This window comes from Streptacidiphilus sp. PAMC 29251 (assembly GCF_054208735.2).
Window position 1 is genome coordinate 9,772,102 of the sequence record NZ_CM135725.2, and the last position, 15,443, is coordinate 9,787,544.

Consider the following 15,443-nt stretch of genomic DNA (forward strand, 5'->3'; position numbering starts at 1 on the left):
CAATCGTGTTCGACCACCCATGAACACCACGTTTGCGCAGGTCGGGGTTTGTGCCGGGGCCGGGCCGCCAACGACCCCGGTGGCCGCACGGTATGCCATGGCCGCGAGCATCCCTTGACGCCCCCCGAGGCCGAAGCTAACTTCACGGCAACTCCTTTGAAACAATTCAGTTCAGCAGGTCGCAGAACAGCCCGGGCCGCACCGGCCCCGAGAGCCAGGAGACTCCCCATGACCCACCCAGCTCCGGACCGCGTTCCGGTCCTCGCACTCGAGGGGGTGAGCAAGTCCTTCGGCGCCGTCCGCGCCCTGCGCGGGGTCTCCCTGGAGCTGTACGGCGGAGAGGCGCACGCCCTCGCGGGCGAGAACGGCGCGGGCAAGTCCACCCTGATCAAGGCGCTGGCCGGAGTGCACCGTCCGGACGAGGGCACCGTGCTGCTGGACGGTGAGCCGGTCGTCTTCCACGGCCCGGCCGACGCCAGGGACGCCGGCGTGGCCGTCATCTACCAGGAGCCGACGCTCTTCCCCGACCTGTCGGTGGCCGAGAACATCTTCATGGGCCGCCAGCCGCGCCGCTCCCTCGGCCGGGTGGACCACAGGGCGGTGCACGCCGCCACCGCCGACCTGTTCCGCCGGCTCGGCGTCGACCTGGACCCGGACCAGCCCGCCCGCGGCCTGTCCATCGCCGACCAGCAACTGGTCGAGATCGCCAAGGCGCTCTCCTTCGACGCCCGGGTGCTGATCATGGACGAGCCCACCGCCGCCCTGACCGGCAGCGAGGTGGCCCGGCTGTTCGGGGTGGTGCGCACGCTGCGCGAGCAGGGCGCGGCGATCCTCTTCATCTCGCACCGGCTGGAGGAGGTCTTCGCCCTGTGCCAGCGGGTCACCACCCTGCGCGACGGCGGCTTCATCGCCAGCGAGCCGGTCGAGGGCCTGGGCGAGGACGACCTGATCCGCCGGATGGTCGGCCGCGACCTGGACGAGCTCTACCCCAAGCTGCCCGCCGAGGTCGGCGAGGTCGCGCTCAGCGTGCGCCGGCTGACCAGGGAGGGCGTCTTCACCGATGTGTCCTTCGAGGTCCGCGGCGGCGAGATCGTCGGCCTGGCCGGCCTGGTCGGCGCCGGACGCAGCGAGGTGGCCCGCGCCGTGTTCGGCGTGGACCGCTGGGACGGCGGCTCGGTCGAGGTGGCCGGAAAGCCGCTGAAGCCCGGTGCGCCCAGCCTGGCCATGGCCGCAGGGCTGGCGCTGGTCCCCGAGGACCGCAGGGCGCAGGGCCTGGTGATGAATATGTCGATCGAGCGCAACATCGGGCTCACCGGACTGCGCGGGACCTCCAGGGCCGGGCTGATGAGCCGCGCGGCCGAGCGCAGCCGCGCCGTCGACTGGGCGGTCAAGCTGCAGGTCAAGTACGCCCGGCTGGGCGATCTGGTGGGCACCCTGTCCGGCGGCAACCAGCAGAAGGTGGTGCTGGCCAAGTGGCTGGCCACCGCACCCGCGGTGCTGATCGTGGACGAGCCCACCCGCGGCATCGACGTCGGCACCAAGGCCGAGGTGCACCGGCTGCTCTCGGAGCTCGCGGCGCAGGGCGTCGCGGTACTCATGATCTCCTCCGACCTGCCGGAGATCCTCGGCATGGCGGACCGGGTGCTGGTCATGCACGAGGGCCGGATCGCCGCCGAGATCCCCAGGGCCGAGGCCACCGAGCAGTCGGTGATGGCGGCGGCCACCGGCGTGACGAGGAGGGCGGCATGACCACCACCCTGGAACCCGTCCTGGTCGAGGCCCCTGCCTCCGGCGGGCTGCTGGACCGGGTGCTGAAGATGCGTGAACTGGCCATCCTGGCTGTTCTGGTGCTGATGCTGGTGGCCACCCAGATCGACAACAGCGCCTTCCTGTCGGTGCAGGGGATCAAGGACCTGCTGCTGAACGCGACCATCCTGGTGCTGGTCGCGGTCGGCGAGGCGATGGTGGTGATCACCCGCAATGTCGACCTCTCGGTCGGCTCGGTGCTCGGCATCACCGCCTTCGCGGCCGGCAACTTCCTGCAGGGCGGCGGCAACCCGCTGGTGGCTGTCCTGCTGGCGGTGGCCCTGGGCGCGGCCTTCGGCGCGCTGAACGGCCTGCTGGTGAGCATCGGCCAGGTGCCGGCCCTGGTGGTCACCCTGGGCACGCTCTACATCATCCGCGGCGTCGACTCGATCTGGGTCGGCTCCCGCGAGATCACCGCCGGGGTGCTGCCGTCCGGGTTCACCGACTTCGGCCACAACGGAGTGTCGGCGATCCCCTATCTGGCGGTGCTGGCCGCGGTGGTGCTGGTGGCCGTCGCCTACTACCTGCGGAACTACCGCAGCGGCCGGGAGTCCTACGCCCTGGGCTCAAGCCCGGAGGCGGCCGGGCTGGCCGGCGTCCCGGTCCGCAAGCGCATCCTGACCGCCTACATCGCCTGCGGCGCGCTCGCCGGGCTGGCCGGCGCGCTCTACCTGGCCCGGTTCGGCAACGTCGACTCGGGCACCGGCACCGGCTATGAACTCACGGTCGTCAGCGCCGTGGTCGTCGGCGGTGTCGCCTTCACCGGAGGCTCCGGCAGCGTCTACGGGGTCGCCCTCGGCGCACTGCTGCTGACCTCCATCAACAGCGTCCTGCCCTCGATCGGCGTCAGCTCGGTCTGGGTCCAGGCCATCGACGGAATCCTGCTGCTCACCGCCATCGCCGTGGACCGGATCGTGGCCCTGCGGGTCGCCGGGGTGCTGCGGAAGCGGGCAGCGGAGACAAGGAGCGCCCGCCATGGCTGACACCGCACTCGCCGCCCGGCTGCGCGACGCGGTCCGCTGGGACACCGTCGTCGGCGCCCTGCTGCTGGTCCTGCTGGTCTGCTCGTTCTCCTTCGTGGACAACTTCGGCAATGCGCTGAACCTGTCCTTCCTGATCGGCAACACCCTGCCGATCGCGATGATCGCCCTGCCGATGACGCTGCTGGTGGTCTCCGGCGAGATCGACCTGTCGGTGGGTTCCACCGCGGGCCTGTCCGGGCGGTGCTGGGCGCGCTGTGGAACGCCGGCTACCCGATCGAGACCATCATCCCGATCTGCCTGCTGCTCGGCATCGTCTGCGGGCTGGTCAATGGCCTGCTGGTGACCCGGCTGGGGCTGCCCTCACTGGCCGTCACCATCGGCACGCTGGCCGCCTACCGGGGGATCGCCCAGATCGTGCTGGGCGCGAACTCGGTCACCGACTTCCCGCAGCAGTACCTGGACTTCGGCTCCGGCCGGATCGCCGGCAGCTTCGTCCCCTATGCCGCGATCCCCTGGGCGGTGCTGCTGCTGGTGGCCGCGGTGGTGCTGCACGCCACCCCGGTCGGCCGCGCGCTGTTCGCGGTCGGCGCCTCCGAGGAGGCCGCGCGCTTCAGCGGGGTCCGGGTGAAGCGGCTGAAGCTGTCCATGTTCGTCGCCACCGGCTTCGTCTCCGCACTGACCGGCGTGTTCTGGGCGCTGCACTACGCCAGTGCCCGCTACGACAACGCCACCGGCCTCGAACTGTCCGTGGTCGCCGCGGTGCTGCTCGGCGGGATCGACTTCGACGGCGGCCGGGGCACCCTCGGCGGCGCGGTGGCCGGGGTCTTCCTGCTCGGGGCGCTGCAGAACGTGATGAGCCTGGTCAATGTCTCGGCCCAGTCCCAGATCGTGGTCACCGGTGTGCTGCTGGTGGTCTCCGTCCTCGGTCCCCGGGTCGCCCGGCAGCTCGCGGTCGCCCGCGCCCGGCGGCGGACGATGTCGCCACCGACCCGCCACCGCCGAACCCGCCACCGGCCCGGGACGCGACTCCGGTCGCGGCCGGCGGCACCTGACCCTCCCTCCCGCACCCCTCCACCCCATTCCGCCTGCACCCCCCTCATCCAGGCGTCTGCCTGCCCATGTGCTGCCGCGCGGCAGCGAGAGGAACCACCACCATGTCCCAGAGATACGCCCCCGCCGGCCGCCTCGGCGTGGCCCTTGCCGTCACCGCCTCCGTCGCTCTGGCCCTGAGCGCCTGTGGTGGGACCACCAAGAAGTCCACCGACACCGCGGCCTCCTCCGCACCGGCCGCCGCGGCCGGGAGCACCGCCGACCCCAACGCCGCCACCAAGGACCGGGCTGACCGTCGCCTTCCTGCCCAAGCAGGTCAACAACCCGTACTTCACCATCTCCGACAACGGCGGCAAGGCCGCGCTGACCACCCTCGGCGAGACCTACAAGGAGGTGGGCACCAGCAGCGGCACCGACACCGCGGGCCAGGTCTCCTACGTCAACACGCTGACCCAGCAGAAGGTCTCCGCGATCGCGGTCTCGGCCCAGGACCCCGGGGCCCTGTGCACGGCGCTGAAGCAGGCCATGAGCAACGGCATCAAGGTGGTCACCTACGACTCGGACACCAACCCGGGCTGCCGGCAGCTGTTCATCTCCCAGGCCAGTTCCGAGGCCTTGGGCCGGAGCCAGGTCGACCTGCTCGGCAAGCAGTTGAACTACACCGGCGACATCGCGATCCTGTCGGCCGCGCAGACCGCGACCAACCAGAACACCTGGATCGGCTTCATGAAGGACGAACTGAAGAAGCCCCAGTTCGCGAAGATGAAGCTGGTCAAGATCGCCTACGGCAACGACGACGCGCAGACCTCGTTCCAGCAGACCCAGGGCCTGCTGCAGCAGTACCCGGGCCTGAAGGGGATCATCTCCCCGACCACGGTCGGCATCAAGGCCGCGGCCCAGTACCTGGCCGGGTCGAAGTACAAGGGCAAGGTGCTGCTGACCGGTCTGGGCACCCCGAACGACATGCGCGCCTACGTCAAGAACGGCACGGTCCAGGGCTTCGAGCTGTGGGACCCGGCCAAGCTCGGCAGCCTCGCCGCCTACGCCGCCACCGCGCTGGCCTCCGGCCAGATCACCGGGGCCACCGGGCAGACCTTCAAGGCCGGTGCGCTGGGCAGCTTCACGGTCGGTGACCAGGGCACCGTGGTGCTCGGCGAGCCGACGGTCTTCGACCAGGCCAACATCGACCAGTTCAACTTCTGACAGCACTGGGCCCACCGGGTGCCGCCGCCACCACCGGCGGCGGCACCCGGGTGCGACCCCATACGATGAGCAGTCACCGGAGGTCCGAACACCCCGGTGTCGGCGCGAGGCGGCAGGACGGGCGCGTGGCACAGATGGTGGGTATCAAGGACGTGGCCCGGCAGGCCGGGGTCTCGGTGGGCACGGTGTCCAACGTGATCAACCGGCCGGACATGGTCTCCGAGGAGACCAGGTTCCGGGTGCAGGCCGTGATCGAGCGCCTCGGCTACGTCCGGAGCGAGTCCGCCCGTCAGCTGCGGGCCGGGCAGAGCCGGATCATGGCGCTGCTGGTCCTGGACATGGGCAACCCCTTCTTCGTGGACGTGGCCCGCGGCGCCGAACGCGCCGCCCGCGCGGCCGGGCTCGGGGTGATGGTCTGCAACAGCGGCCAGAGCGCCTCCGAGGAGGCCGAGTACCTCTCGCTGTTCGCCGAGCAGCGGGTGCGCGGCGTGCTGCTGACGCCCGCCGACGCCAGCGGGCGCAACCTGGACTCCTTCCGCCGGCACCGGATCCCCTTCGTCCTGGTGGACCGGGTCGCGGCCGGCTCGGCCGAGTGCTCGGTCTCGGTGGACGACGTGGCCGGCGGCGCCCTGGCGGTGCGGCACCTGCTGGCCGCGGGCCACCGCTCCATCGCCTATGTCAGCGGCCCTGGGCACCTGCAGCAGATCAAGGACCGCCGGGCCGGCGCCCTGGCCGCGCTGGCCGAGGCCGGCCTGCCCGCGGAGATCCTGCAGGACCTGCCGACCGAGGGGCTGAACGTGGCCGCCGGCCGGGACGCCGGGGCCAGGCTGCTCGGGCTGACCCGCCGTCCCACCGCCGTCTTCTGCGCCAACGACCTGCTGGCGCTGGGTGTGCTGCAGGCCCTCTACGCGGCCGGGGTCAGCGTGCCCGGCGACCTGGCCATCGTCGGCTACGACGACATCGAGTTCGCGGCGGCTGCCGCCGTCCCGCTCACCTCGGTCCGTCAGCCGGCCCTGACCATGGGCACCCTGGCCGCGGAACTGCTGCTGGAGGAGACGGACGACGAGGCCGGACGCACCGGCACCAGCGGGTGGTGCTGCAGCCGGAGCTGGTGGTGCGCAGTTCCTCCATCGCTCCGCGCTGACCGGCCTTTCGACCGGCCTCCGACCGGCCTTTTTGACCGGCTCACGTCGAACCCATTGACGGCTTGCGGCCGCGCTCATACATTTCCTACGTATCGCGTATTTGAAACGTTTCACTGAATTCACTCCCGCCGTGCTTTCCCATGCCTCGGAAAGGCCAGGGCCATGCATATCCTCCACCCCGGACTGCGCCGCACCTGGATCGTGCTCGTCACCTTGCTGGCCTGCGCGGCAGCCGGCCTCACCGTCGGCCCGGCCGCTTCCGCGGGCCCCCGTGCCGCTGCCGCGTCCGTCCCCGCTTCTGCGGCCGCGTCCGTCACCGCGTCCGTTCCCGCGGACACCTTCGCGCCGTCCACCCGGACCCTCGCCCCGGTCGCCGTCCAGAGCACCTCCGGCACCGTGAGCTCGCCGCAGAACGTGCTCGCGGGCGCCGCCACCCGGATCTCCGGGGCCAACTCCTACCTGGTCCTGGACTTCGGCAAGGAGGTCGGCGGCCTGGTGACGCTGACCTTCGGCGGGGCCAGCGCCAGTGGCCGCCAGGTCGGTCTGGCGTTCAGCGAGTCCTCGCTCTACGTCGGCCCGGTCAGCGACCTCAGCAGCGGCACGGTCTACAGCGGCGCCGGGACCGACGGCGCCCTCTCCACCACGGTGAACGGCGCGAGCAGCTACACCATGCCGACCGACAAACTGCGCGGCGGCTTCCGCTATCTGACGGTGTTTCTGAACTCCTCCGGCTGGGTCGACCTGACCGGCGTCTCGCTGGCCTTCACCGGCGCCGCCGGGATGAGCGACCCCACGGCCTACGCCAACTACTTCTCCTCCAGCGACCCGCTGCTGAACAAGATCTGGGCCGCCGGCGCCTACACCGTGCAGATGGACACCATCGCCCCCGACACCGGCCGCGCCTACCCGCCGCCCGCCTCGGGCTGGGAGAACAACGCGACGGTCGGCGCCGGGGCCGGCGTCCTGGTCGACGGCGCCAAGCGCGACCGCGCGGTCTGGCCCGGCGACCTGGGCATCTCGCTGCCGACCGCCTACGACTCCACCGGCGACCTCGCGTCCAGTCGGAACGCGCTGACCGCCCTCTACCAGCACCAGAACACCTCGACCGGAGAGCTGGAGTACGGCGGACCCGCCGTCAACTTCTACGGCTCGGACACCTACCACACCTGGACCCTGATCGGGACCGCCACCTACTACACCGACTCCGGCGACAAGGCCTGGCTGGACTCCATCTGGAACCAGTACAAGCTGGGCATGGCCTTCATCAACGCCAAGATCGACGGCAACGGCCTGCTGAACGTCACCGGTGCCGCCGACTGGGCCCGCGGCGACCAGGGCGGCGAGAACATCGAGGCCAACGCGCTGCTCTACCAGGCCCTGACCAGCGGCGCCGCGCTGGCCACTGCCGAGGGCGACAGTGCCGACGCCACCAGCTGGCAGCAGCGGGCGGCCACGCTCAAGGCCGCCGCCAACCAGCGGCTGTGGAACAGCACCATCGGCCTCTACCGGGACAACCCGACCAGCACCCTCTACCCGCAGGACGGCAACTCGCTGGCCGTCTGGTACGGGCTGACCGACAGCGCCGCCAAGAACACCAGCATCGCCCAGGCGCTGACCACCCGGTGGAACCAGTACGGCGCGGCCAGCCCGGAGAAGGACGGCGGCGCGATAGGCACCTTCCCCGGCTCGATGGAGGTGCAGGCCCACTTCGTGGCCGGCGACGACATCGACGCGCTGACGCTGATCCGGCGCGAGTGGGGCTACATGCTCAACTCCCCGCTCGGCACCGGCAGCACCTTCTGGGAGGGCTACCGCTCGGACGGCTCGTTCGACTACGGCGGCACCTACATGAGCCTCGCCCACGGCTGGGCCACCGGGCCGACCTCCGCGCTGACCTCGTACGTCCTCGGCCTCGCGCCGACCGGCACCAGCCAGTACAGCTTCGCGCCGCACCCCGGCGACCTGACCCACGCCGAGGGCACGATCACCCTGCCGCAGGGCAAGGTGGCCGGCTCCTGGGACTACAACGCGACCGCCGGCACCCTCGCCGGGACGCTCACCGCCCCGACCGGGACCACCGGCGCCATCGGTGTGCCCACGTACGGTGCGTCCGGCGTCAGCGTCACTGTCGACGGCGCCACGGTCTGGAGCGGCGGAACCTTCCACGCCGGAGCCGGGATCACCGGCGGCTCGTCCGCCGCCGGCTACATCCACCTCACCGGCATGCCGGCGGGCAGCCACACCGTCTCGGTCACCGGGCTGGGGGCGCAAACGCCCTTCGCCACCTCGGTCACCGGGAACGGGCTGCCGGTCGGCTACACGCTCTGCGCGGTCGAGGGCGGGACCTGCACCCCCAGCGGCAGCCAGGTACTGGCCTACGGCGCCGGAAGCTACGCCTATCGGACCGTCAGCACGGCGACCACGTGCGGCAGTTCGTCGTTCGGCGGGACCGACCCGGCGTACGGGGTGCTGAAGTCCTGCTATCTCGCCCCGGTCGGCGGGCCCGCCGGTTACACCCTGTGCGCGGCCGAGAACGGCAGCTGCACGGTCAGCGGGACCAGGGAGGTCGCCTACGGCCTCAATGGCGCCTATCGCTTCCAGGTCGTCACCGGCAGCACCCCCTGCACCAGCGCCGCCTTCGGCACCGACCCGCTGGCGGGCGTCGTCAAGAGCTGCTGGACCGCCCCGTCCGGAGCGCCGCCCGGCGGTTGGACCGCCTGCGCCGCCGAGGCCGCCACCTGCACGGTCACCGGGGCGCAGCCCCTCGCCTACGGCGCCGACGGCGCCTTCTGGCTCGGCCGCTCCAACGGCGCGACGGTCTGCGGCAACGCCACCATGGGCATCGACCCGATCTACAACGTGGCCAAGGCCTGCTACGCCCCGTCCGGGCCGCCGACCGGCTTCGGCGCCAGCTGCGCGGCCGAGAACGGGACCTGCTCGTTCAGCGGCCAGCGGACCGTCGCCTACGGCGCGGACGGCGACTTCCTCTACCGGACCTTCACCGGCGGCGCTCCCTGCACCAACGCCGCCTTCGGAAACAGCGACCCGATCTTCGGCGTCGCCAAGTCCTGCTATCTGACCTCCTGACGCACCGGCGATTTGAAAGCGTTCAATCCCGAGGGAGCACACATGATGCATCGTCGTCGAACTCATCCACCGCGCGTTGGGCGCCCGGCCAGTGCGGTCCAGGCACTCGCAACCGTCCTCGTGCTGCTGTGCGCGCTGGGATCGGCCGCCCAGCCGGCGCACGCCGCGTCGTCGTCCACCCCCTGGCCGGCGTCGCCGCCCTGGCAGGGCTATGTCGAGGCGCCGTCGGCTGCGGACGTCTGCCCGGTCGCGGTGCAGAGCAGCTCCGGCGTCGTGACCGGTGCCCAGAACCTGCTGTGCGGGGGATCGGGCTCGGCGACGCTGACGCTGACCGCGGGCGGTGCGACGCCGACCGTGGTGCTGGACTACGGCAAGGAGACCGGAGGACTGCCCTACTTCGCGGTCTCCGCCGAGACCGGCTCGCCGGTCCTCAAGGCCGGTTACAGCGAAGGGCTGCCGTATGCGAGCGCCAATGGCGACGGCGCCGCGCCCTGGGCCGAGGGCGACCCGTCCCGCAACGACAGCTATCCGGTCTCCGGGCCCGGCACCCTCACCAACAGCCAGGTGCAGGGCGGTTGAGCGCTACCAGGTGATCACGCTGACCTCGCCCGGCAGCGTGACGCTGAGCGCGGTGGGCGTGCACGACCTCGCCGACCGTACCCAGGCCTCCGGCTACGCGGGCTACTTCGCCTCCAGCTCGGACCAGTTGAACAAGATCTGGTACGCCGGCGCCTACACCGTCCAGACCAACGCCGTCCCGGCCGGCTCCCTGCCGGGCAGCTGGACGGTCAAGGGCGGCACGCTGGACGCCGGCGGATCGCCGATCAACGAGGGCGTCGGCATCCTGAACCAGGGCACCGGGTGGGGCGACTACACCAGCACCTTCCAGACCAGCATCAGCAAGAACCAGGCCGGCTGGATGGTGCGCGGAAAGGACGCGGAGGACGGCTATCTGTTCATCCTCGATGACAGCACCGACACCACCGGCGCCGCCAACACCCTGCAGGAGTTCGACCTGCACGACGGCAGCTACACCAGCCTGGGCTCCCAACCCCTGCCCGCCGCCGTGGTCGCGGGCAGCTGGCACACCATTGCCACCACGGTCTCCGGCACGAGCATCGCGGTCTCGGTGGACGGCGCGTCGGTCGCCCAGCTCAGTACGACGTCTCTCCCCTCGGGCGCGGTCGGCTACGCCAGTGGCACGGTGGGCTTCCGCGAGTACACCGGGGAGGAGGCATCCTTCCGCAACCTCAGCGTCGTCGGCAGCAATGGCGGCCAGCTCTACAGCAGTGCCCTGGACGCCACCGCGAAGCTGGCGGACTTCACCGCTCCGGGCGTCAACGCCCTGGCGACCATGGTGGACGGGGCCAAGCGCGACCGTGCGATCTGGGTAGGCGACCTGAACGTCGAGGGCCCCACCGACTTCTACTCGATCGACAACGCCGCCTACATCAAGAACTCGCTGCAGATCCTCGGCAGTTACCAGCTCTCCAGCGGCTTCGTCACCGGCGACCTCGCGCCGGAGGCGATCCCGCGGATCGGTCCGCTGATCCCGGGCACCACCAGCTCCTCCTACTCGGCCTCGTACTCGATGTACTTCGTCACCGCGCTGGCCGAGTACTACCTCTACACCGGCGACCAGGCGTTCGCAGCCCGGGAATGGCCGGTGGTGCAGCGCGAACTCGCTTGGAACGCGAGCCAGTTGGACGGCAACGGACTGTTCGTCAGCAATGCCGCCGACGGCGCCGACTGGGACTACTACGACCAGCCCAAGACCGGCGAGGTCTCCGCGTACAACCTGCTCTACTACCAGGCGCTGCTGGACGGCGCGTCGCTGGCCACCGCCGCCGGGCAACCCGCCGCTGCGGCCAACTACACCACCGCCGCAGGCGCGTTGAAGACCGCCATCAACGCCCACCTCTACAACCCCGCCACCGGTCTGTACAAGATCAGCGACAGTCAGCCGGGCCCGGCCGCCCAGGACGCCAACGCGCTCGCGGTGCTGACCGGGGTGGCACCCGCCGCCAACGACGCCGCGATCCTGTCCACCCTGAAGACCGACCTGTGGACCAGCCCCTACGGTCCGACCCCGTTCTCCCACGACGCCGGGAACAGCGGCATCATCAGCCCCTTCACCAGCGGACTTGAGCTGAACGCCCGGCTGGCGACCGACGACACCGCCGACGCCGAGGCCCTACTGCAGAACGAGTGGGGCCATATGATCGCACCCGGCCCCGACCAGACCGGGACCTTCTGGGAGAACGTCTCCAGCAGCGACGGCACCCCCGGCAACGGGGCCGGCACCAGTCTGTCCCACGGCTGGTCCAGCGCCCCCGTCGCGGCGCTGTCCGGCTATGTGCTGGGGGTCCGGCCCACCGGGCCCGGCTACGCCACCTGGTCGGTCCAGCCGCACCCCGGCGATCTGGCCTGGACCGAGGGGCGGGTGCCCACCCCGCACGGCGAGATCGACGTCGACTGGGCCGGGCAGCGCGGCGGCGGGCAGTTCAGCATGAATGTGACCGCGCCCGCGGGCACCGCCGGCACCATCGCGATCCCCACCTACGGCGCGGCCGACCCGGTCGTGTCGGTCAACGGAGCCGTGGTCTGGCGCGGCGGCGCCTTCACCGCCACCCCCGGCATCACCGGGGCCACCGCCGACGCCGGCTACGTCCGCCTGACCGGGGTACAGCCCGGGACCTACCTGGTGGTGTCCAACCCGGGCAACTACCCGACCCCGCCCACCGGTTACACCCTCTGTGCCGGCCAGAACGGCACCTGCTCCTTCAGCGGCACCCAGTCGGTGGCGTACGGGGCGAACGGCGTCTTCGGCTACACCACCGCGACCGGCGGAACCGCCTGCACCGACGCGCAGTTGGGCGACCCCGACTACGGCGTCGTCAAGTCCTGCTACGTCGGACCGGTCACCGCCGGTCCCAGCGGGGCCGGCTACTGCGCCGCCGAGAACGGCCTCTGCTCCTTCACCGGCACCCGCACGGTGGAGTACGGCGCGGGCGGCAGCTTCACCACAGTCCAGCTGACCGGTGGAACCCCCTGCACCAACACGGTCTTCCACGACCCCGACCCCGGCGTCGTCAAAGCCTGCTTCCTGGTGAACTGACGGTCGAACAGCTGGAGCGATGCGGCCGACCGCGCCGGTGGGGCGCGGTCGGCCGGGGGCGGGAGGGTCAGACCTTGAGGCCGATGATGCCGACGAAGATCGGGCCGGTGAGCGGGAGAAGGAAGTTGGAGATGGTGTAGGTGATGGTGTAGCCGAGCATCGGCACACTGGAGTTGGCGACGTTGCTGACGGCGGTGATGGCCGGGGTGGAGCACTGCTGTCCGGCGATCGCGCCGATCAGGATCGGCTTTTCGATCTTGAGGAACTTGCGGCCGATGAAGAGGCCGAGGAAGGCCGGCACGACCACCATGGCGATGCCGGACAGCGGCAGCAGCAGCGGGTACTGCTTGAGCAGCGGTCCGGCGTCCGGTCCGGCGGCCAGGCCGGTGACGGCGATGAACATGGACAGGCCCCAGTCCTTCATGGTCTGGGCGGCCACCGGCGGGTAGGCCCCGAAGGTCGGGCGCTGGGCCCGGACCCAGCCGAAGACGAGGCCGGAGATGAGGCAGCCGCCGCCGGTGCCCAGGGCCAGGTTGGCACCGCCGAGCTTGACGGTGACCATGCCGAGCAGCACACCGAGGCAGATGCCGAGACCGATGTAGATCCAGTCGGCGCTGTCGGTGCGGACCTTGGCGCCGACGCTCTTGGTGAAGCGTTCCACCTTGGAGCGGGTGCCGACCACGGTGAGGGTGTCGCCCTGGTGCAGCTCGGTGGAGCCGACCGCGGGGATGTCCTGGTCCACCCGCTGGATACCGGTCAGGTAGATGCCCTCGGTGGCCTGGTACTGGGTGGTGCGCAGGGTGTCGATGCTCTGCCCGTTGGCCCGCTTGTCGGTGATCACCACCTGGCGCACCGTCAGCGGACTGTCCAGGCCGGGGACGCCCGGGGTCTCCGGCCCGAGGTCGTGGCCGGTGTCGATGACCGCCTGCCGTCGGCCGACGACCAGGACCTGGTCCCCGCGCTGCAGCCGCAGCCCGGTCGCGACCTCCAGGACCTTGTTGGCGCGCTTGACGCCCTCGATCGATGCCTCCTGCTGAACCGCGTTCTCCAACTGCTCGATGCTGCTGCCCTCGCCCTGGGAGACCAGGTAGGTCCGGCCGACCAGGCTGGGCAGCGCCGAGGTCTCGCCCTCCTCCAGGTCGCCGCCGCCGCCGCGCATCTTCTCCCACAGCTCACGGCAGGCGTCGGCCAGGTTGATCTTCAGCAGCATCGGGAAGAACTGGCTGGTCAGCAGGACGATGCTGATCAGGCCGAAGAGGTAGCAGACCGAGTACGCGGTCGCCACATGCGCCTGCATGGCGGTGGACTGGTCCGGGGTGATGCCGGGGAGCTTGGCGATCGCCTCCTGGGCGGTGCCGACCACGGCCGATTCGGTGGCGGAGCCGGCCAGGATCCCGGACGCGGTGCCGACGTCCAGCCCGGCGGTCTTGGCGATGCCGACCGCCATCAGCACCACGATGACGGCCTCCATCACCGACAGCACCGCGAAGCGAAGGCCCTTGGCATTGAGGTTGGCGAAGAACTGCGGCCCGGCAATGTGGGTCTTCAAACTTGATGGGCCGTCAGCGGCTTGAGCCAATTGACTGTCACGTTGGGTGACGATGCCGGGTGTGGTGTGCCCCGGATGCAAGGAGCCCGCAGGGATTGGTGATCATGGTTCTTGTCTAGAGAAACCGATCACGAACACCTGCGGGCTCGAACATCAACGATACCTGTGCCGATACGGACGCGACACTGCTGCTGGGCCTGGAGGGGCTGGGGGTGATCAAGGTGGAGGAGGTCGGGCCGGCTCTCGTCGTGCACGTGGCGACGGTGGACGAGGGTGCGCGGGCATGCCCGGAGTGCGGAGTGCTCTCCACGACGAGGAAGGGCCCACGTCTCACCCGCCCCCGCCAACTTCCTTACGGTGGACGACGTGTGGATCTGCACTGGCACAAGTCCCGTTGGTTCTGCGCGGAACCGCTGTGCCCGCGCGGCTCGTTCACCGAGCAGGTCCGCGAGGTGCCAGCGGGGGCCCGGCTGACCCGCGCGCTGCGGCGCGAGGCCGGACGCGTGGTGGCCGACGACGGCCGCACGGTCGTACAGGCCGGCCGTGACCTGGGCATCTCCTGGCCCACTGCCCAAGCTGCCTTCGAACAGTACGCCGAGCTCGTCCTGCCTGATCAGCCGCCCGTGACCGAGGCCGTCGGCATCGACGAGACCCGCAGGGGCAAGCCGGTCTGGCGGGAGAACCCCGAAACGGGCACATGGGAACTGGTCGCCGACGCCTGGCATATCGGCTTCGTCGACGCGGTCGGCGGCCAGGGCCTGCTCGGGCAGGTCGAGGGCCGCAACGCCGCCTCCGTCGCCGCCTGGCTCACCCTCCAGCCCGAGACCTGGAAACAGCGGGTCAGGTACGTGGCCATCGACCTGTGCGCCACCTTCCGCGCCGCCGTGCGCACCGCCCTGCCCCACGCCCGAATCGTCGTGGACTGCTTCCACGTCGTCCAGCTCGCCCAGCGCCACCTGGCCGACCTGCGCCGCCGCCTCACCTGGAGGCACCACGGCCGCCGCGCCCGCAAGGGCGACCCCGTCTGGAGCGTCCGCAAGCTCCTGCGCCGCAACAAGGAAGACCTCACCACCACAGAACTGGCCACGCTTGCCGACGAGTTGACCGATATGGGTACCTACGGCAAGCAGATCCTCGACGGCTGGCGTGCCAAGGAGCTCCTGCGCGACCTGCTGCGGCTCACCGCCAAGCACGCCCACGTCCTTCCCGACCGCTCCGCGGTCTCCGCCGCCCGCTACCGCTTCCAGGCCTTCTGTGCCGACCGCCCCTACCTGGTCGAACTGGTCACCCTCGCCGAAACCGTCGACCAGTGGTGGCACGGCATCGAGAACTACATCAAAACCGGCATAACGAACGCCGCATCCGAAGGCAACAACCGCGTGATCAAGCTCGAAGCCCGCAAGGCCTACGGCTTCCGAAACCGCCGGAGCCAACGCCTGCGATCACACTGCGCAACCACCCGAAGGGCACGCGGAAAGCTGACGACCCATCAACTTTGATGA

7 protein-coding genes and 3 pseudogenes are annotated in these 15,443 nt (G+C 70.7%); 9 read left to right on the top strand and 1 reads right to left on the bottom strand.

All coding sequences use genetic code 11. The annotated features are described in order from the left end of the window. The first annotated feature begins 228 nt into the window (after nt 1–228). The 8 genes and pseudogenes from ACXKR8_RS46790 (at nt 229) to ACXKR8_RS46825 (ending at nt 12,392) form a co-directional block, all read left to right on the top strand. Nucleotides 229–1,749: a sugar ABC transporter ATP-binding protein gene (locus ACXKR8_RS46790; RefSeq protein ID WP_458270637.1), complete on the top strand. Its 1,521-nt coding sequence runs from the start codon at nt 229–231 to the stop codon at nt 1,747–1,749. After that, nucleotides 1,746–2,789, top strand: coding sequence for an ABC transporter permease (locus ACXKR8_RS46795; RefSeq protein ID WP_458270638.1), 1,044 nt, complete (start codon nt 1,746–1,748; stop codon nt 2,787–2,789). Before ACXKR8_RS46790 ends, ACXKR8_RS46795 begins: the two co-directional genes overlap by 4 nt. Further along, nucleotides 2,782–3,776, top strand: a pseudogene (locus ACXKR8_RS46800) (ABC transporter permease); the annotation flags it as partial. The gene ACXKR8_RS46795 and the pseudogene ACXKR8_RS46800, both read left to right, overlap by 8 nt. A 167-nt stretch (nt 3,777–3,943) precedes the next feature. Then, nucleotides 3,944–5,042 (top strand): annotated as a pseudogene (rhaS, locus tag ACXKR8_RS46805) (rhamnose ABC transporter substrate-binding protein). A 125-nt stretch (nt 5,043–5,167) separates the two neighbouring features. Then, nucleotides 5,168–6,186 (top strand): annotated as a pseudogene (locus ACXKR8_RS46810) (LacI family DNA-binding transcriptional regulator). Between the two features lie 163 nt (nt 6,187–6,349). Continuing rightward, nucleotides 6,350–9,274, top strand: a complete 2,925-nt coding sequence (locus ACXKR8_RS46815; RefSeq protein ID WP_458270642.1) for an alpha-L-rhamnosidase-related protein — start codon at nt 6,350–6,352, stop codon at nt 9,272–9,274. 42 nt (nt 9,275–9,316) lie between these two features. Beyond that, nucleotides 9,317–9,853 carry a hypothetical protein gene (locus tag ACXKR8_RS46820; protein ID WP_462100143.1) on the top strand — a complete coding sequence of 179 codons (537 nt, stop codon included), beginning with the start codon at nt 9,317–9,319 and terminating at the stop codon, nt 9,851–9,853. 10 nt (nt 9,854–9,863) lie between these two features. Then, nucleotides 9,864–12,392, top strand: coding sequence for an alpha-L-rhamnosidase-related protein (locus tag ACXKR8_RS46825; protein ID WP_462100144.1), 2,529 nt, complete (start codon nt 9,864–9,866; stop codon nt 12,390–12,392). Between the two features lie 67 nt (nt 12,393–12,459). Here ACXKR8_RS46825 and ACXKR8_RS46830 read toward each other — a convergent pair whose 3' ends face one another. Beyond that, the gene (locus ACXKR8_RS46830; protein WP_458270644.1) at nt 12,460–13,941 is read right to left on the bottom strand and encodes an aspartate-alanine antiporter-like transporter; all 1,482 of its coding nucleotides are present in this window, start codon (nt 13,939–13,941) and stop codon (nt 12,460–12,462) included. Nucleotides 13,942–14,204: 263 nt separating this feature from the next. Between ACXKR8_RS46830 and ACXKR8_RS46835 the strand changes: the two genes are divergently transcribed. After that, nucleotides 14,205–15,440 (top strand): ISL3 family transposase, encoded by a 1,236-nt coding sequence (locus ACXKR8_RS46835; protein ID WP_458274984.1) that lies wholly within the window; start codon nt 14,205–14,207, stop codon nt 15,438–15,440. Nucleotides 15,441–15,443: the final 3 nt, after the last annotated feature.